This is a genomic window from Bordetella sp. 02P26C-1 (genome assembly GCF_009763255.1).
Classification (GTDB): Bacteria; Pseudomonadota; Gammaproteobacteria; order Burkholderiales; family Burkholderiaceae_B; genus Bordetella_A.
Map to the genome: position 1 here is coordinate 1 of NZ_WSJB01000018.1, position 17,538 is coordinate 17,538.

Below are 17,538 nucleotides of genomic sequence, written 5' to 3' on the forward strand. Positions count from 1 at the left end.
ACGCCGCAGAATCCCCCGTCCAAACCACGCGCCCCCGCTCCAACACCACGTGGTAGTCCGCCAACCCCAGCAACCGTTCCACATACTTATCGATCACCAGAATCGTCTGCCCCGCCTCTCTCAGCGTAGCCAAGCACTGCCAGATCTCTTCCCGCACCAATGGCGCCAGCCCTTCCGTCGCCTCATCCAGAATCAACAACCGGGGATTCGTCACCAACGCCCGCCCGATTGCCAGCATTTGCTGCTCGCCCCCCGACAGCTGATTCCCCATATTCGAAGCCCGTTCCTTCAACCGAGGGAACAAGCCGAACACCCGCTCCACCGTCCAAGGCTGCGCGATATCCGGATTGCGCTGCGCCACAAACGCCGTCAGATGCTCACGCACCGTCAGATTCGGAAAACACTGCCGCCCCTCCGGCACAATCGCCAAGCCCGCGCGCGCAATCCGATCCGGCGCCCACCCGCCAATATCCTGCCCCGCGAAGCGGACAGACCCCGCCCGCAACGGCAACTGCCCGAACATCGTCTTGAGCAGCGTGCTCTTGCCCATCCCGTTGCGCCCCAAGAGCGTCACCACCTGTCCCGCCTGAATCTCCAGATCCACGCCAAACAGCACCTGGCTCGCACCGTAGCCGCTTTCCACCCCGCGCATGCTCAACATGATGCTTGCTCCCGCGCGCGCGCCACGCCGCCATGCTCCGCGTCGTCATCGCCCAGATATGCTCGCCGCACCTCCGGATTCGCGCGAATCTCATCCGGCGTCCCCGTCGCAATGACGCGCCCATACACCAACACCGAAATCCGATCCGCCAACCGAAACACGGCCTGCATATCATGTTCCACCAACAACATCGCCGCCTGCCCGCGCATCGACTCGATCAGATCCGTCAACCGCAAGGTCTCATCCGGCCCCATCCCCGCCATGGGTTCATCCAATAGCAACACCCGTGGCCGCGCCGCCAAGGCCAGCGCAAACTCCAGCTTGCGCTGCTCGCCATGCGGCAACGTGCCTGCAGGACGATCCAGCACATCGTCATCCAAGGCGCACTGTCGCGCCAACTCGTGCGCCACGTCATAAAGCCGTGCGTCCGCCGCGCGCGGTTTCCAGAACCGGAAGCTGCTGCCCGCATGCGCCTGCGCCGCCAGCAACAAGTTATCCCGCACGCTAAACGACTTAAAGATGTTGGTGATCTGATACGAACGCGACAACCCTGCCGCGACCCGTTGATGCGCATTCATCCGCGTCACGTCCACGCCACCCAACACCAGCGTGCCCTCATCGGCCGGCAAGGTGCCAGACAACAGATGAATCAGCGTCGATTTCCCCGCGCCATTCGGCCCGATCAAGGCGTGAATCTCACCTGGGCGCAGTGACAACGACACATGGTCCGTTGCCAACAACGCTCCAAAGCGACGCACCAGCCCGGTGGCTTGCAGCACCGTTCCCGTTTCCGCAACAACGCTCATGGCCGCTCTCCCCGTGCAGAAGACCCGCTCATCCACGGCCCAAACAACCCAGCGATTCCGCGCGGCGCGCCAAACACCACGCACAACAGCAGAATGCCCAACGGCAGATGCCAATATTCCGTCCACATGCGCAGCACTTCCTCCAGCGCCAGCATCACCACCGCGCCCACCACCCCGCCGTAGCGCAGCCCGATACCGCCCACCAGCACCATCACCAGCAGATTCGCCGATTGCGTCCAATGCATGAGGCTAGGCGAGATAAAGAGATTGTGATTGGCCAGCAGGGCACCTGCCAGACCCGCGAATGCGCCACTGATCACAAAGGCGACGAGCTTGATGCGATACACCGGATAGCCCAACGATTCCATCCGCGATTCGTTTTCGCGTATCCCTTGCAAGGCCATGCCAAATCGTGAATTCACCAGGCGCCCGAACGCCCACATCGATAGCGCGAACAACACCAGCACCACGTAATAAAAGCTGTTGCTGTTGGCCAGATCGATACCAGGCAGCGTCGAATAGCCGGCCATATTCAGACCATCCTCGCCACCGTACTGCCGCAACGAGATGAACACATAGAACACCATCTGTGCGAAGGCCAGCGTGATCATGATGAAGTACACGCCACGCGTGCGTAACGACACCGCGCCGATCAGCAGCGCCAGCACCGCGGCCAACCCCGCCGCGGCGGGCCACGAAATCAACCCGGCCTGCACTCCCGAGGCTTCGAGTATGCCCACCACATAGGCCCCCGCGCCGAAAAACGCCGCGTGCCCCAGCGCCACCATGCCCCCATAGCCCAGGATCAGATTCAAGCTCGTCGCCGCCAGCGCATAGATCAGCACCCGCCGAACGACCGACACATAAAAATCCATATCCAGGGCTTCGGCCACCCACGGAAACACCGCCAGTGCCGCCAACAGCACCCAAGTCACAATCAAGGATCTACGCATCGCTCACCCACGCGCCGGAAACAGCCCGGCCGGCCGGAATACCAGCACCACGGCCATGAGCACATAAATAGAAATCGCCGCCAGCGTCGCCGCCAACCCCGAGGCCACCGCCGGTGGCAGCACCTCGCGCAACAACATCGGCAGAAACGCGCGGCCCGCCGTATCGACCATGCCGACCAGCAATGCGCCGACAAAGGCACCACGTATGGACCCGATGCCGCCTATCACGATGCACACGAGCACGAGGATCAGGATTTCCTCGCCCATGCCAATCTGCACCGCCGTGATCGGACCCAACAACGCGCCCGCAACGGCAGCCAGCATCGCCCCCAGCGTGAACACACCGAGAAACAGCAAGGGTACGCGCACGCCCATTAACGTAGCCATCTGACGATTCGACGCCCCGGCGCGCACCAGCACACCGGCGCGGGTGCGCGTGACAAACCAGTACAGCCCCACGGCCGCAGCCAGACCACAACCGATAATCAGTAGCCGATACGCGGGATACATCAGATCCGGCAACAAACGCACGGGCCCAGACAACGCGGCGGGCAGGTTCAACATCACCGGCGCGGGTCCCCACACCATCTTTACCAAATCATTGGCGATCAGTATGACGGCATATGTGCCTAATACCTGAGCCAAATGGTCCCGTACGGCCAGCCGCCGTATCAGCAGATGTTCCAGCACCAGCCCCACGATCCCCGTGGCGACGGCGGCCACCACCACGGCCGCGACAAACGAACCGGTGCGCTGCATGGTCTCGGCCGCCACGTAGGCGCCCGCCATATACAAGGACCCATGCGCCAGGTTCATGATGTCCATGATCCCGAACACCAGCGTCAGTCCCGCGGCAATCAAAAACAGCATCAGCCCAAACTGCAGGCCGTTTAACAATTGCTCGACTACAAGCGTCATGAAACGTATCCCCAGTGCCGCGGGCCGGTTCGGGCCCGCGGGCGGTTGCCATGGTTACAGCTTGCACTGCCCCACGTATACGTCTTGATAGTCGTCGAAGACTTTTTCTACGAGCTTGTTGGTAATGCGTCCGTCGCCGTCTTTTTCGATGACGCGCAGGTAATAGGCCTGGATCGGGTAGTTGTTCTTGCCGTAGGTGAACTTGCCGCGCACCGAGGGGTAATCGGCCTTGGCCAGTGCGGCAATGATGGCGTCACGGTCGCTGGCCTTGCCGCCGGCTTGCTTGACGGCGGCGTCCATGGCCATGATCACGTCATACGCCTGAGCCGCGTACACCGACGGGTAACGGCCACCGTATTCCTTGCGGAAGGCTTCGACGAACTGCTTGTTTTGCGGCACGTCCAGATCGTGCGCCCATTGCGCGGTGTTGTACATGCCGAGCATGGGCTCGCCCACGGCCTGAATCACGTCCTCGTCAGCCGAGAACCCCGGGCCGATGAGCTTGATGTTTTCCGACAAGCCGGTCGAGACGAACTGCTTGACGAAATTGATGCCCATGCCGCCCGGCAGGAAGATGAACACCGCATCCGGCTTGGCCGCGCGGATTTGCGCGAGTTCGGCGGCGTAGTCAAGCTGGCCGAGTTTGGTGTAGACCTCTTCGGCCACGTCGGTTTTATAGCCGCGCTTGAAACCGGCCAGCGCGTCCTTGCCCGCCGGATAATCGGGGGCCATGATCAGGACTTTCTTGAAGCCTTTGTCGGCCGCGACCTTGCCGGCTGCCTCGTGAAACGCATCGTTCTGATAGGAGGTACCGAACCAGTAAGGATTGCAACGTTCCCCGGCGAACTGGCTGGGGCCCGGGTTATTGGAGAGGTACGGCACCTTGGCCGCGAAGAGCGCGGGACCTACCGCGAGCGCCACGTTAGAGCCGATCGGGCCCGTGAAGAAATCGATCTTGTCGCGCTGGATATAACGCGAAACCAACTGGCGGGCCTGATCGGGATTGCCGCCCATATCCGTCTGCAGAAACTCAGCGGGCTGTCCGCCCAGCTTGCCGCCCAGCTGCTTGATCGCCAGATTGAAGCCATCGCGGGCCTCGGCGCCCAGCGCGGAAAACGGGCCCGATATATCATTAGCAATTCCGACCTTGACCGGGTCGGCGACAGATAAAGCGGGCAGCAGCGCAGCAGCGGCCACCAGGGAAGTCAAGAAACGCATCGATATACTCCTTGCGCGAGCCGCGCGGCGGACATTTTTTATCAGTTAGGCGAAAGCGTTTACCGCAAAGGCCAGCGAGCATGCGGACCCCTTGCAACGCAAACACCACTGGCATGGCGCATAGTTTAGGTTTAAAGTATCTAGCCCGACAAGACTAGGGTTTTTACCGAGATTCGCCCCTCGCCATATCATGACCGACTTGCCCGACCTGGAATCCCGCGCCGCTCCCGAGGACCATCACGCGTTGCGTTTGTGGCTGCGTATGCTGACCTGCTGCAACCTGATCGAATCCGAGATCCGCACGCGCCTGCGCACGGAATTCGACACGACGCTACCGCGTTTCGACTTGATGGCCCAGCTGCAGCGCGCGCCCAAGGGTTTGAAAATGGGCGAGCTCTCGCGCCGCATGATGGTGACCAACGGCAATATCACCGGCATCACGGATCAGCTCGAAAAAGAAGGCCTGGTCATGCGGCTGAAAGTCGAAACCGACCGGCGCAGCTCGGTGTTGAAACTGACTCCGCAGGGACGTCGTACCTTTTCCCGCATGGCGCGCGCGCATGAGCGCTGGGTCAAAGCCATGTTCGCGGATCTGCCGGAAGACCATCGCGACGCCATGTATCAAGCGCTGGGCGAATTAAAGTTGCAAATCGTCGCCCGGCGTCCAGACTCCGCTCGGTGATGGTGGGATAATAGAGGGATAACCCGCAGTTGCCGCGGGCTACCCCCTTCATTTTCCGCCAAGCCACAGAGACGAAGTCATGGCCGTTAATCTGCAGATTCCTTCAGAATCCGAAATATTTCCCGTTGCCGGTGTTGAAATCGGCGTCACCGAAGCCGGCATCCGCAAGGCCAACCGACGCGATCTGACTGTTTTCCGCCTGGCGCCGGGCTCGAACGTGGCCGGCGTTTTCACCCGTAACCGTTTCCGCGCTGCGCCCGTGCAAGTCTGCGAGGCCCACCTCGCCGCCGGCGGCCCGATCCGGGCGCTGGTCATTAATACCGGCAATGCCAACGCGGGCACCGGCTCTGAAGGTCTGAAGAACGCTCAGGAGACCTGCGTGGCGCTGGGCAAACTGCTGCACGTGCCGGCGCAACAAATCCTGCCGTTTTCGACCGGCGTGATTCTCGAACCGCTGCCGCTGGACCGGCTGACCGCTGGCCTGCCCGGCGCGATCGACAAGCTCGGTCCGGATCAATGGTTCAACGCCGCCTACGGCATCATGACCACCGACACGCAGCCCAAGATTCATTCGCAGCGCGTGCAGATCGACGGCAAGACCGTCACGTTCACCGGCATCAGCAAGGGCGCGGGCATGATCCGCCCGAACATGGCCACGATGCTGAGCTTTCTGGCCACCGATGCGGGCATCGCACAACCGCTGCTGCGCAAGCTGGCCGTCGACATCGCCAACCGTTCGTTTAACCGCATCACCGTCGATGGCGACACCTCGACGAACGACTCGTTCATCATCATCGCGACCGGTCAGTCGGGCGTGGAGATCAACAGCGAGTCAGATCCCCACTACCAAGCCGTGCGCGAGGCGTTGACCACCGCCGCCCTGGACCTGGCGCAGAAGATCGTGCGCGACGCCGAGGGCGCGACCAAGTTCATGACGATCCGTGTCGAGGAAGCCAAGTCCACCGAGGAAGCGCTCAAGGTCGCCTACGCTGTCGCACACTCGCCGCTGGTCAAGACTGCCTTCTTTGCTTCGGACCCCAACCTGGGCCGTATCCTGGCCGCCATCGGCTATGCCGGCGTGGACGATCTGGATGTCTCCAAGCTGCGGATGTGGCTGGACGATGTGCTGGTCGCCAAGGATGGCGGACGCAATCCGGATTACCAAGAGGCTGACGGCCAGCGCGTCATGAAGCAGGCCGAGATCACGGTACGCATCGCGCTGGCGCGCGGCGACGTGGCCGACACGGTCTACACCTGCGACTTTTCGCACGAATACGTCAGCATCAACGCCGACTATCGTTCGTAAGTCTCGCGCAGGCTTTGCCGATCTTTTAACGACCCGCAGGAAACAACGACGTGAGTGCTGCAGATTTTTCGGTTCTGATAGAACGCGCCGAACGGGTGTTGGCGCAGCTGGAAGCCTGGCTGCCCGCCGCCCCGCCAGAGATCGATTGGACGGCCCATGCCTATCGCTGGCGTAAACGCGGCGCCCGCGGCTGGCTGGATGCCGTGCGCCACGTGGCACGTATCGATCTGACGGATCTGCAGCATATCGAGCGTCAAAAAACCATTATTGACCGCAATACGCGTCAATTCCTGCAAGGCAAGCCTGCTAATAACGTCCTGATGACAGGCGCGCGCGGCACGGGCAAAAGCTCGCTGGTCAAGGCCATGCTCGCGACGTACGGCGAGCAAGGCCTGCGTCTGATTGAAGTGGACAAAACGGACCTGGGTGACTTGGCCGATATCGTCGAACTGGTGGCGGCAAGGCCCGAGCGCTATATCGTGTTCTGCGACGACCTGTCGTTCGAGGAAGGCGAAGCCGGCTACAAAGCGTTGAAATCCGTGCTGGATGGGTCGGTATCGTCCTCCGGCGAGAATGTGCTGATTTACGCGACCTCGAACCGGCGTCACCTGATGCCGGAATACATGAGCGAGAACCTGCAGGCCAAGCATCAGGCCGATGGCGAGATCCATCCCGGCGAGACCGTGGAAGAGAAAATCTCGCTGTCCGAACGCTTCGGATTGTGGCTGTCGTTTCATCCGTTCAGGCAAGACGATTATCTGGACATCGTGTACCACTGGCTGCGCGCGCTGAAGTGCCCGGCGGAGCAGATCGAAGCCAGCCGCACCGAGGCGCTGCAATGGGCGCTGGAACGCGGTTCGCGTTCGGGACGCGTGGCCTATCAGTTTGCTCGCGACTGGGCCGCGCGCTATGTCTGAGCGCATCATTGATGTCGCCGCCGGCTTGATTCTGCGCCCCGACGGGCAACTGCTGTTGGGCCAACGGCCCGAGGGCAAACCTTGGTCGGGCTGGTGGGAATTGCCCGGCGGCAAGCTGGAGCCTGGCGAAACCGTGCTAGAGGCTTTGTCCCGCGAGTTGCAGGAGGAAATCGGCATCGAGGTCACGCAAGCCGTGCCCTGGGTGACCTATGTGCATTCCTATCCGCAGACCACCGTGCGACTGGCTTTTTGCCGCGTCACCGCCTGGAACGGCGAGCCGCGCGGGCTGGAGAATCAACGTCTGGAATGGGTGGATCCGCGCAACGCGGCAAGCGTGGGCGAACTGCTGCCGGCTACCCTGCCCCCGCTGCGCTGGTTGCAACTGCCAGAAACCTACGGCATTTCATCGATTGGCGGTCTGGCCGGTGTGCCTGAATTCCTGCAACGCCTGGAGCGCGCATTGGCACGCGGCTTGAAGCTGGTGCAGCTGCGCGAACCCGATTGGCCCGATGGCGTCGGGGCGACATCGCTGCGCGATGTGATGCAAAGCGTCGTCAAGCTTTGCCATGCCGCCGGTGCACGGCTATTGATTAATAGTGTGCACCCGGCCGCCTGGTGGCGCATGGCCGATGGCGTGCATCTGCGCTGGAGTGACGCCGAGGCCTTGCGCACCCGACCGGAATTGCCCGTAGGCGCGCTCGTTGCGGTCTCGACGCACGACAACAACCAGGTCGTGCATGCGCGCGATATGGGCGCGGATTTCGCGGTATTGGGCGCGGTGCTGGAAACGCCCAGCCACCCGGGTCAACCGGGCTTGGGCTGGGACGGGTTCGTGGCCGCTAATCGCGATGCCGGTTTGCCGGTCTATGCATTGGGCGGTCAGTCCATCGATACCTTGAGCGAGGCGCAACGCCACGGTGCGCATGGTATCGCGGGTATTCGAGGCTTGATTTAAGCCCGCATTTTTCGCCGAGCGCGCACGCCGCTGACGCGGTCGTCTCGCGCTCAGTTCTGCTGCTGCGCCGACAGGCCGTCCCAGCCACCGCCCAAGGCCGCGATTAAGCGCACGCTGGCGGCGAGCCGGCTGGCCACGAGATTAAGCGCGTTGCGCTCGCTGTTCAAGGCGCCGGTTTCCAGCGTTGCGACATCCAGGTAATCGATCAGGCCTTCCTGATATTGGTTTCTCGCCAGACGCAGCGACTCGCGCGCGGCCGTCAGAGCGCGCCGTTGCACCACTTGCTCCTCACCCAGCACGCGCATCTGGATCAAATAGTCCTCGACTTCCTGTAGCGCCGTCAGCACGGTCAGGCGATAGGCCGCTGCCTGCGCGTCATAGGCGGCGCGCGTTTGTTCGAGGCGGGCATTCCGTGCGCCACCATCGAACAGCGTCAACGCAAGCGCGGGCCCCAAGGACCAGAACCGCGCGGGCGCCGTTAGCCATTGCGCGAACTCCCCGCTACGAAAACCGCCATTGGCGCTCAGCGTCAAATCGGGAAACCAGGCGGCCTGCGCCACGCCGATTTCGGCATTGGCGGCAGCGGTGCGGCGCTCGGCGGCAGCAACATCGGGGCGGCGCTCGAGTAATTGGGATGGCAGACCAACGGGAATATCCGGAATTTGCGGTTCGAACGTTTGTGCCTCTGCCAAGGTGAAGCGCGAAGGCGCCAGTCCCACCAACACGGCGATGGCATGCTCGAACTGCCCGCGCTGCCATTCCAAGTCGACCAGCTGAGCCCGCGTGGATTCGAGCTGAGCTTCGGCAACGGTCACATCGGACTTGCCGACAACGCCCGCCTCATAACGGTTTTGCGTAAGTTTCAGCGATCGTTCATACGCCGCGACCGTCGAGGCGAGCAGGCGCTTTTGTTCGTCCAACACGCGCAGCTGGAAATAGTTCTGCGCCAACGCCGATTGCGCGCTCAGGCGCGCGTTAGCGGCATCGGCGAAACTGGCCTCGGCCTGCGCGCGGCTAGATTCGACTTCGCGGCGGATACGGCCCCACAAATCCGCCTCCCAGCTCACGCCGAGACCCAGGTTGTACTGGCTGCCCGAGGTGCTGTTGGACCCGCTGCCCGAGCCACTGCGCGTGGCGCTGGCATCGGTACTAATGAACGGGAAAAACCCGGCGCGCGCGTTCTGTACCAACGCCTGGGCCTGACGGTAATTGGCTTCCGCCTGCGCGATGGTCTGGTTGGCGGCGTTTAACTTCGCCATCAATTCATCGAGCGTACTGTCGCGATAAAGTCGCCACCATTGGCCGCGATCGATCTGATCCTGCGGTTGCGCGGGCGTCCATCCCTCGGTGCTGGCGGCAGTCGCCACGGCTGCGCCAATCTCCCCCACGCTCTGCCCTCTGCGCTGTTTATAGTCTTCGCCCACGTCGACAGCAGGACGCTGATAATCCGGCCCGACCGCGCAGGCGCTCATCAATGCGCAGCATAGCGCCGTCGCGACACCGCGCAGCACCCGCGTACGCGGCAACGACGCAAAAGACGAGAGGGTCAACGGGATTGATGCGCGGTTCATGATGGTTCTACTTCAGAAGTCGGAGGGCCGGTACGGCCCGCGTTGCGACGGGTGGTGCGGCGGCGCGCCCATAAACGGAAACGGTCGAGGTACAGATAAACGACCGGCGTGGTGTAGAGCGTAAGAATCTGGCTCACGATCAGCCCGCCGACGATGGTCACCCCCAGCGGGTAACGCATTTCCACCCCGGCACCGGTCGCGAGGATCAACGGCAGCGCGCCGAAAATCGCCGCCATCGTGGTCATCATGATGGGCCGGAAGCGCGTCAGGCATGCCTGAAAAATCGCATCGCGCGGCGACAGGTTCAGCCTGCGTTCGGCATCGAGCGCGAAGTCCACCATCATGATGGCGTTTTTCTTGACGATACCAATCAGGAGGAACACACCGATCAACGCAATAATCGTGAACTCGCTGCCCACCAGCATCAGCGCAAGCAACGCGCCGATCCCGGCCGACGGCAGCGTGGACAAGATCGTCAAGGGATGCACGTAGCTCTCGTATAACAGGCCTAGCACGATATACATCGTCACCAACGCTGCCAAAATTAGCCAGGGTTGCTGACGTTGCATGGCAGCCTGCGCGGCGGCCGTCCCCAGGAAACCCGCCTGAATCTGATCTGATGGCAAGCCGATGCGCGCCACGGCATCATTGATCGCTGCCACGGCTTCATCCAGCGACACGCCCGGGGCAAGATTGAAGGAAATCTCGTCCGCGGCAAACAAGCCGTTATGCTGCACGCTCAAGGGGGCATTCCCCATCTCGAAGCGCGCGAACGCGGCCAGCGGCACGCGCGCGCCATCAGCGGCGATCACATGAACCTGCTTTAACGATTCCGCATCCTGCGCAAAGCGCGGTTCCACGCCCATGACGACCCGGTATTGATTCAAAGGCCCGTACATTACGGATACCTGGCGTTGACTGAACGAATTATTCAGCACCGCTGAAATATCGGACATGCTCACGCCCAGGCGCGTGGCGGCTTCTCGGTCGATGACGAGATTGATCTGGCGACCTTTGTCCTCGACGCTGGAGTCCACATCGGTCAATTGTGGCAACGCGGCCATGGCCTGCCGGACTTTCGGTGTCCAGGTACGCAATAGCGATAAATCGCCAGCCAGCAGGGTGTAGTCATACGAGCCGCTGCCCTGCTGACCCCGCACAAAGATATCCTGCTGCGGCACCAGAAACATGCGAGCGCCAGGCACGCCCTGCAGCTTGCCACGCAGCCGATTCACGACATCATTGGCGCTGACCTTGCGTTCGGCCAACGGCTTGAGCTGGATCATCATGAAACTGCTGTTGCTGCCGCCCCGACCGCCGGCGTAGGCCGTCATACTCGCCACGGCGGGATCGGCCAGTATGACCTTGCGGAAATGTTCGAGCTTCGGGACGGTCGCCTGAAACGACGTGCCCTGGTCCACGCGGAACATGCCAATCAATTGGCCCGTGTCCTGCTGCGGGAAAAAACCCTTCGGAACTACCGCATACAGATACACATTCAGACCGATGGTGGCCACCAACAGCAGGATCATCAAACGGCCATGCGCCAGCGCCCAGGACAAGCTACGCCGATAGCCCGCCAACAACGCATCGAAGAAACGCTCCAAGCCGCGCGCCAGCCAACCGGGCTCGCGAACCTCGGGCGGCTCATGCCGCAAAAGCTTGGCGCACATCATTGGCGTCAAGGTCAACGACACTACCATCGAGACCAACACCGAGGCCGACAAGGTCACGGCGAATTCGCGGAACAAGCGCCCGACGATATCCCCCATCAGCAACAGCGGGATAAACACCGCGATCAATGACAGACTCATCGACAACACGGTAAACCCCACCTCGCGCGAACCACGCAAGGCGGCACGCAACGGCGAGGCGCCGCGCTCCACATGCCGCATGATGTTCTCGAGCACGACTATGGCATCGTCCACCACAAAGCCGGTCGCGACAATCAAGGCCATCAAAGAAATCGTGTTCAGGGTATAGCCGCACCAATACATGATGCAGAACGTGCCAATCAAAGACACCGGCACCGCCACACTAGGAATCAGCGCCGCACGCCAGCGACGTAGGAACAGCAGCACCACCAGCATGACCAGACCTACCGCCACAATCAGCGTGATCTCGGCTTCGTGTAACGAGGCGCGTATGCTAGGGGTACGGTCTTGCGCGACGGTCAGATCGACATCGCCCGGCAGCAGCGCCTGCAGCTGCGGCAGTTGCTCGCGCACCGCCTCGACCGTCTCGATGATGTTGGCATCGGCCTGCCGGCGCAGTATCAGCAATATCGCCTTGCTGTTGTTGTAGTAGCCGGTCTGAAACAAGTCCTCGACCGAATCTTCGACCGTGGCCACGTCCGACAGCCGTATCGCCGAGCCATCGCGCCATGCGACGATAAGCGGGCGGTATTGTTCGGCCCGTTCGAGCTGATCGCTGGCCATGATCTGCCAGTGATGCTCGTCGTTTTCGATCATGCCCTTGGGCCGATTCGCGTTGGCCTGGGTCAGGGCATTGCGGACTTCGTCCAAGGACACACCGCGATTCGATAACGCCCCCGGGTTTAACGTCACGCGCACGGCGGGCAAGGAACTGCCGCCCACCGTGACCTCACCGATACCGCTCACCTGCGCGAGCTTCTGCGCCACGATGGTCGAGGCCAGGTCATACAGCTTGCCTTGGCTCAGGGTGCTGGAGGTCATAGCCAGCACCATAATAGGCGCTGACGAGGGGTTCACCTTGTTATAGGTCGGATTGCCGCGCATGCCGGTAGGCAGCAGCGGACGCGCGGCGTTGATGGCGGCTTGCACATCGCGCGCGGCGCCATTGATATCGCGACTCAGATCGAACTGCAGCGTGATGCGGGTCGAGCCTTGCGAGTTGCGCGAGGTCATTTCCGTCACGCCGGCGATACTGCCCAGCGAGCGCTCCAGCGGCGTGGCCACACTGGAGGCCATGGTCTCGGGACTGGCCCCGGGCAGGCTGGCCGTTACCGAAATAATCGGCAGATCGACTTGCGGCAACGCCGCCACGGGCAGCAGGCGAAACGACAGAATGCCCGCCAGCACCAGTCCCAGGCATAGCAATACCGTGGCGACCGGCCTGACGATGAACGGCGCCGACAGATTCATGCCGACTCCGCGACCGCGCGCGTGCGACGGCGATGCGCCAGACGGTCAAACATCAGATAGATGACAGGCGTGGTGAACAGCGTCAACACCTGGCTCACCAACAACCCACCCACCATCACCAGACCCAGCGGTTGACGCAACTCCGCGCCCGTGCCGGTGGACAACATCAGAGGCAATGCGCCAAACAGCGCCGCCAGCGTCGTCATCAAGATCGGGCGAAACCGCAGCAACGCCGCCTCGTGTATCGCGGCACGTGGTGTCAGGCCGCGTTTACGCTCGGCATCCAACGCGAAGTCGATCATCATGATCGCGTTCTTCTTGACGATACCGATCAGCAAAATGATGCCGATGATGCCGATCATATCGAGCTGCGTGCCGGTGATCATCAACGCCAGCAACGCGCCCACCGCCGCCGAGGGCAGCGTGGACAAGATGGTGATCGGATGGATATAGCTCTCGTACAGCACCCCCAGCACGATATACATCGTGACCACAGCGGCCAGGATCAACCACAGCGTGCTCGACAAGGAGTTCTGAAACGCGAGCGCCGCGCCTTGGAACCGCGTGTCGATACTGTCCGGCATGCCGATCTCTTTCTCGACGGCATCTATTGCCTCGACCGCATCCGACAGCGATGCGCCCGGCGCCAGATTGAACGAGACGGTCGTCATCGGGAACTGATCCAGCCGGCTGATAGCCAGCATGGTCCGCCCTTCGGAGATACGCGCGACCGACGACAGCGGCACCTGCGCACCGTCGGACGTGGTCAGATAAATTTGCTGCAAAGAGTCGGGCGATTTGCTGAACTGCGGCAACACCTCCAGCACCACGCGATACTGATTCGATTGCGTGAAAATCGTCGAGATCAGGCGCTGACCGAATGCGTTGTACAACGCTTCGTCAATCGCGGATGCCGTAATGCCCAGTCGCGATGCCGCATCGCGGTCGATTTCGACCCAGGTCTGGAGCCCATCGTTTTGCAAATCGTCCGTGACATCGGTCAATTGCGGCAATTCCGACAGGCGCGCGACCAGCTTGGGCGCCCATTCCGTCAGCACATCGATGTCCGGATTGGACAAGGTCATCTGATACTGCGTGCGGCTGATGCGATCCTCGATGGTGAGGTCTTGCACGGGCTGCATGTAGACCGTCAGATCCGGCGCTGCATCTTGTGCCGAGCCAAACCGTTCGGTCAGCGCGTCTTGTAAACGCTGCGTGACCGCCGTCAGATCCGCATCGCGATCCTTGTGCGGTTTGAGGGCGATCTGGATACGCCCGCTATTGAGCGTCGCATTCGTGCCATCCACGCCGATAAACGAGGACACCGACTCCACATCCGGGTCTTGCAGAATAATTTCGGCGGCCTCTTGCTGACGCTTGGACATCGCCGTAAACGAGATCGACGCGGGTGCCTCGGTGATCGCCTGGATCATGCCGCTATCCTGCTGCGGAAAAAACCCTTTGGGCACCATGATGTACAGCAACACCGTCAACGCAAACGTGCCCAGCGCGACCAGCAAGGTCAGCGGCTGATGCGCCAGCACCCACTGCAGACCCCTGTCGTAGGCCGCGATGCAGCGGTCGATCCACGCGCCCGTCGTGCGATGAAAACGGCCATAGCGCTGCTCCGATTCCGGCCGCAACAGGCGCGCGCACATCATTGGCGTCAGCGTCAACGACACCACCAGCGAAATCAGGATCGCGACCGCCAAGGTGATCGCGAATTCCCGGAACAGGCGCCCCACCACTTCGGTCATGAACAACAGCGGAATCAGCACGGCCACCAGCGAGAACGTCAGCGACACCAGCGTAAAACCGATTTGCGAGGCGCCCTTTAATGCCGCCTGCATGGGCGTCTCGCCTTCCTCCAGATGGCGGGCGATGTTCTCAATCATCACGATGGCGTCATCCACCACGAAACCCGTGGCGATCGTCAGCGCCATCAGCGTCAGGTTGTTGATGCTAAAGCCCGCCAGATACATGATGCAGAACGTGCCCACCAGCGACAGCGGCACCACCACACTGGGGATCACCGTGGCGGTCAAGCTGCGCAGAAAGACGAAGGTCACCATCACCACCAACGCCACCGCCAGAAGGAGTTCGAACTGCACGTCTTCGACGGACTCGCGTATCGTTTCCGTGCGGTCCGACACGATGTTCACATCCAGCGTGGCAGGCATGGCCGCACGCAGCTGCGGCATCATGGCGCGGATACGGTCCACCACGTCGATGACGTTGGCTCCGGGCTGGCGCTGCACATTGAGCAGAATCGCGGGCTCGCCGCCAGCCCACGCCGCCTGGCGGACGTCTTCGGCGCCCAACACGGCGTTGGCGACATCCGACAGACGCAATGGCGCGTTATTGCGATAGGCAATGATGAGGTCGTTGTAATCCGTCGGCGATTTCAGCTGATCATTGGCATCGATGGTGGTCGATCGCTCGGGCCCGTCCAGGTTGCCCTTGGGCTGATTAACGTTGGCGCCCACGATCGCATTGCGCAAGTCATTGAGCGACATCCCCGCCGAGGCCAGGGCAACTGGATTGGCCTGAATGCGCACCGCCGGCCGCTGGCCACCCGCCACGCTGACCAGACCGACGCCCGGAATCTGCGAGAGCTTCTGCGCCATGCGCGTGTCGACCAGATCGCGCACCTGCGGCAGCGGCATCGTGGGCGAACTGATCGCCAAGGTCAGTACCGGCGCATCTGCCGGATTGACCTTGTTGTAGACCGGCGGCACGGGCAGATCACTGGGCAGCAGATTCGAGGCCGCGTTGATCGCGGCCTGCACTTCCTGCTCGGCCACATCCAGCGGCAGATCCAGCCCGAATTGCAATGTGATCACCGATGCGCCGCCCGAGCTGGTCGACGACATTTGATTGAGGCCGGGCATCTGTCCGAACTGTCGTTCCAGGGGCGAAGTGACCAGCGAGGTCATCACATCCGGGCTCGCACCGGGATACAGCGTCACCACCTGGATCGTGGGGTAATCCACCTCCGGCAGCGCGGATACCGGCAACAAGCGATACGAGATAAACCCGGCGATCAGGATCGCCACCATGGACAGCGTGGTGGCGACGGGCCTCAGGATAAAGATGCGGGAGAGATTCACGGCGCCTTGGACCCCGAGGCGTTACGAGAACCGCGCGTTGCCGACCCGGCACCCAAGGCCTCGCCCGGCGTAGCGGGAATGGTGGCGTCGTTGTTGACCACCGACACCTTGGTGCCGGTGCGCAGCCGGTCAGTGCCCTCGATGACCACGCGATCGCCCGGCACCAGGCCTTTATTTACACCGACCCGGTCGCCGTTGATGGGACCCAGCTCGACCTGACGGACCTCGACGGTATTGTCATCGCGCAACAGGAATACGAAAGGACCCGCGGAGCCCTGCTGCACGGCCGCGGTAGGAATGGTCGTCGCATCGTTGCGCGTCTGCACGAGCAGGCGCACGTTGACGAACTGATTCGGGAACAACACTTCATCGGCGTTATCGAACCGCGCCTTGAGCTTGACAGTGCCGGTGGTCGTGTCGATCTGGTTGTCGATGGTTTCCAGTTCGCCCGTGGCGATCACTTTTTCGTCCGAGCGATCGAGTGCCTGGACTTTCAGCGTATGTCCGGCGCGGACCTGGGCCAGCACCTCGGGCAGCTGCGTCTCGGCGATCGAGAACACGACCGAGATCGGCTGAGTCTGAGTGATGACGACCAGACCCTCGGTGTCCCCCGCGGACACGAGGTTACCCGGGTCGACTTTACGCAAGCCCAAACGGCCATCGATCGGCGCGGTCACCCGTGTGTAGCTCAGCTGCAGCTTGGCATTATCCACGGCCGCCTGATCGATTTTCTGTGTGCCCTCGTACTGCCGCACCAGCGCCGCCTGCGTGTCGAGTTGCTGGCGCGCAATGGAATCCTGTTTGAACAAGGTCTGATAGCGCTGCAGATCGCGACGCGCGTTGGCGAGCTGTGCCTGATTCTGCTGCTGCTGGCCCTCTGCCTGCGCGAGAGCCACCTCATAGGACCGCGGATCGATCTGCGCCAGGACATCGCCCGCCTTGACGCGTTGACCCTCTTTGAAGTTGACGCTGATGAGCTCGCCATCGACGCGGCTGCGCACCGTGACGGTGTTGTAAGCCGTGACTGTTCCCAAGGCCGGCAGGATGATATCCAGGCTCCGGGTGGTCGCTGGCGCCACGCGGACAGGCGTATCGGCCATCATGCCGGGGCCCATTCCGGGAGCACCGCCACGCGGCCCCGCGCCCCGCCCGCCAGGCCTGGACTGCCCCGCCGGCGCGGACACGGCCGTTTCGGATTTAGGCTTATAGAACACCCACCAGGCCGCCCCGGCGGCGGCCACCATACAGAGGATGACGAGCCAGGTAATCGTGCGGCGAGTGGGGTCAGGGCGGCTTTCAGGCATAGGAATTAGGGT

At 62.1% G+C, this 17,538-nt stretch carries 13 protein-coding genes; 4 read left to right on the top strand and 9 right to left on the bottom strand.

The window, feature by feature from the left end; all coding sequences use genetic code 11:
* From GOQ28_RS09475 to GOQ28_RS09495, 5 genes are all read right to left on the bottom strand, one after another.
* Nucleotides 1-661, bottom strand: a 661-nt coding sequence (locus GOQ28_RS09475; protein WP_160356284.1) for an ABC transporter ATP-binding protein, incomplete at its 3' end; no start/stop codon positions are given.
* Complete coding sequence (locus GOQ28_RS09480) at nucleotides 655-1,467, bottom strand: ABC transporter ATP-binding protein (RefSeq protein ID WP_160356285.1); 813 nt, start codon at nucleotides 1,465-1,467, stop codon at nucleotides 655-657. The genes GOQ28_RS09475 and GOQ28_RS09480, both read right to left, overlap by 7 nt.
* Entirely contained in the window at nucleotides 1,464-2,420 is a 957-nt protein-coding gene (locus tag GOQ28_RS09485; RefSeq protein ID WP_160356286.1) for a branched-chain amino acid ABC transporter permease, read from the bottom strand. Before GOQ28_RS09485 ends, GOQ28_RS09480 begins: the two co-directional genes overlap by 4 nt.
* Before the next feature lie 3 nt (nucleotides 2,421-2,423).
* A complete protein-coding gene (locus tag GOQ28_RS09490) occupies nucleotides 2,424-3,338 on the bottom strand; it encodes a branched-chain amino acid ABC transporter permease (RefSeq protein WP_160350910.1) in 915 nt (304 codons plus the stop codon).
* A gap of 54 nt (nucleotides 3,339-3,392) precedes the next feature.
* A complete protein-coding gene (locus tag GOQ28_RS09495; RefSeq protein ID WP_160350909.1) occupies nucleotides 3,393-4,556 on the bottom strand; it encodes an ABC transporter substrate-binding protein in 1,164 nt (387 codons plus the stop codon).
* Between the two features lie 190 nt (nucleotides 4,557-4,746).
* On the opposite strand from GOQ28_RS09495, the gene GOQ28_RS09500 reads away from it, so the two are divergent.
* From GOQ28_RS09500 to GOQ28_RS09515, 4 genes are all read left to right on the top strand, one after another.
* The gene (locus GOQ28_RS09500) at nucleotides 4,747-5,238 is read left to right on the top strand and encodes a MarR family winged helix-turn-helix transcriptional regulator (protein ID WP_160350908.1); all 492 of its coding nucleotides are present in this window, start codon (nucleotides 4,747-4,749) and stop codon (nucleotides 5,236-5,238) included.
* 79 nt (nucleotides 5,239-5,317) lie between these two features.
* Nucleotides 5,318-6,544, top strand: a complete 1,227-nt coding sequence (gene argJ, locus GOQ28_RS09505) for a bifunctional glutamate N-acetyltransferase/amino-acid acetyltransferase ArgJ (RefSeq protein ID WP_160350907.1) — start codon at nucleotides 5,318-5,320, stop codon at nucleotides 6,542-6,544.
* A 50-nt stretch (nucleotides 6,545-6,594) separates the two neighbouring features.
* A complete protein-coding gene (locus GOQ28_RS09510; protein WP_160350906.1) occupies nucleotides 6,595-7,461 on the top strand; it encodes a DUF815 domain-containing protein in 867 nt (288 codons plus the stop codon).
* Nucleotides 7,454-8,416 carry a Nudix family hydrolase gene (locus tag GOQ28_RS09515; protein WP_160356287.1) on the top strand — a complete coding sequence of 321 codons (963 nt, stop codon included), beginning with the start codon at nucleotides 7,454-7,456 and terminating at the stop codon, nucleotides 8,414-8,416. The genes GOQ28_RS09510 and GOQ28_RS09515 overlap by 8 nt, the downstream gene beginning before the upstream one ends.
* A 50-nt stretch (nucleotides 8,417-8,466) precedes the next feature.
* Here the strand turns inward: GOQ28_RS09515 and GOQ28_RS09520 are convergent, their stop codons facing one another.
* The 4 genes from GOQ28_RS09520 to GOQ28_RS09535 are packed head-to-tail and all read right to left on the bottom strand — an operon-like array spanning nucleotide 8,467 to nucleotide 17,526.
* The gene (locus GOQ28_RS09520; protein WP_160350904.1) at nucleotides 8,467-9,987 is read right to left on the bottom strand and encodes an efflux transporter outer membrane subunit; all 1,521 of its coding nucleotides are present in this window, start codon (nucleotides 9,985-9,987) and stop codon (nucleotides 8,467-8,469) included.
* Entirely contained in the window at nucleotides 9,984-13,112 is a 3,129-nt protein-coding gene (locus GOQ28_RS09525; protein ID WP_160356288.1) for a multidrug efflux RND transporter permease subunit, read from the bottom strand. The genes GOQ28_RS09520 and GOQ28_RS09525 overlap by 4 nt, the downstream gene beginning before the upstream one ends.
* Nucleotides 13,109-16,222: an MdtB/MuxB family multidrug efflux RND transporter permease subunit gene (locus GOQ28_RS09530; RefSeq protein WP_160356289.1), complete on the bottom strand. Its 3,114-nt coding sequence runs from the start codon at nucleotides 16,220-16,222 to the stop codon at nucleotides 13,109-13,111. Before GOQ28_RS09530 ends, GOQ28_RS09525 begins: the two co-directional genes overlap by 4 nt.
* Nucleotides 16,219-17,526, bottom strand: coding sequence for an MdtA/MuxA family multidrug efflux RND transporter periplasmic adaptor subunit (locus GOQ28_RS09535; RefSeq protein WP_160350901.1), 1,308 nt, complete (start codon nucleotides 17,524-17,526; stop codon nucleotides 16,219-16,221). Before GOQ28_RS09535 ends, GOQ28_RS09530 begins: the two co-directional genes overlap by 4 nt.
* Nucleotides 17,527-17,538: the final 12 nt, after the last annotated feature.

Coding starts and splice junctions, on each gene's coding strand:
- GOQ28_RS09525 (WP_160356288.1), bottom strand. CDS start 13,112: ATGAATCTGTCGGCGCCGTTCATCGTCAGGCCGGTCGCCACGGTATTG.
- GOQ28_RS09495 (WP_160350909.1), bottom strand. CDS start 4,556: ATGCGTTTCTTGACTTCCCTGGTGGCCGCTGCTGCGCTGCTGCCCGCT.
- GOQ28_RS09490 (WP_160350910.1), bottom strand. CDS start 3,338: ATGACGCTTGTAGTCGAGCAATTGTTAAACGGCCTGCAGTTTGGGCTG.
- GOQ28_RS09480 (WP_160356285.1), bottom strand. CDS start 1,467: ATGAGCGTTGTTGCGGAAACGGGAACGGTGCTGCAAGCCACCGGGCTG.
- argJ (WP_160350907.1), top strand. CDS start 5,318: ATGGCCGTTAATCTGCAGATTCCTTCAGAATCCGAAATATTTCCCGTT.
- GOQ28_RS09535 (WP_160350901.1), bottom strand. CDS start 17,526: ATGCCTGAAAGCCGCCCTGACCCCACTCGCCGCACGATTACCTGGCTC.
- GOQ28_RS09485 (WP_160356286.1), bottom strand. CDS start 2,420: ATGCGTAGATCCTTGATTGTGACTTGGGTGCTGTTGGCGGCACTGGCG.
- GOQ28_RS09515 (WP_160356287.1), top strand. CDS start 7,454: ATGTCTGAGCGCATCATTGATGTCGCCGCCGGCTTGATTCTGCGCCCC.
- GOQ28_RS09520 (WP_160350904.1), bottom strand. CDS start 9,987: ATGAACCGCGCATCAATCCCGTTGACCCTCTCGTCTTTTGCGTCGTTG.
- GOQ28_RS09500 (WP_160350908.1), top strand. CDS start 4,747: ATGACCGACTTGCCCGACCTGGAATCCCGCGCCGCTCCCGAGGACCAT.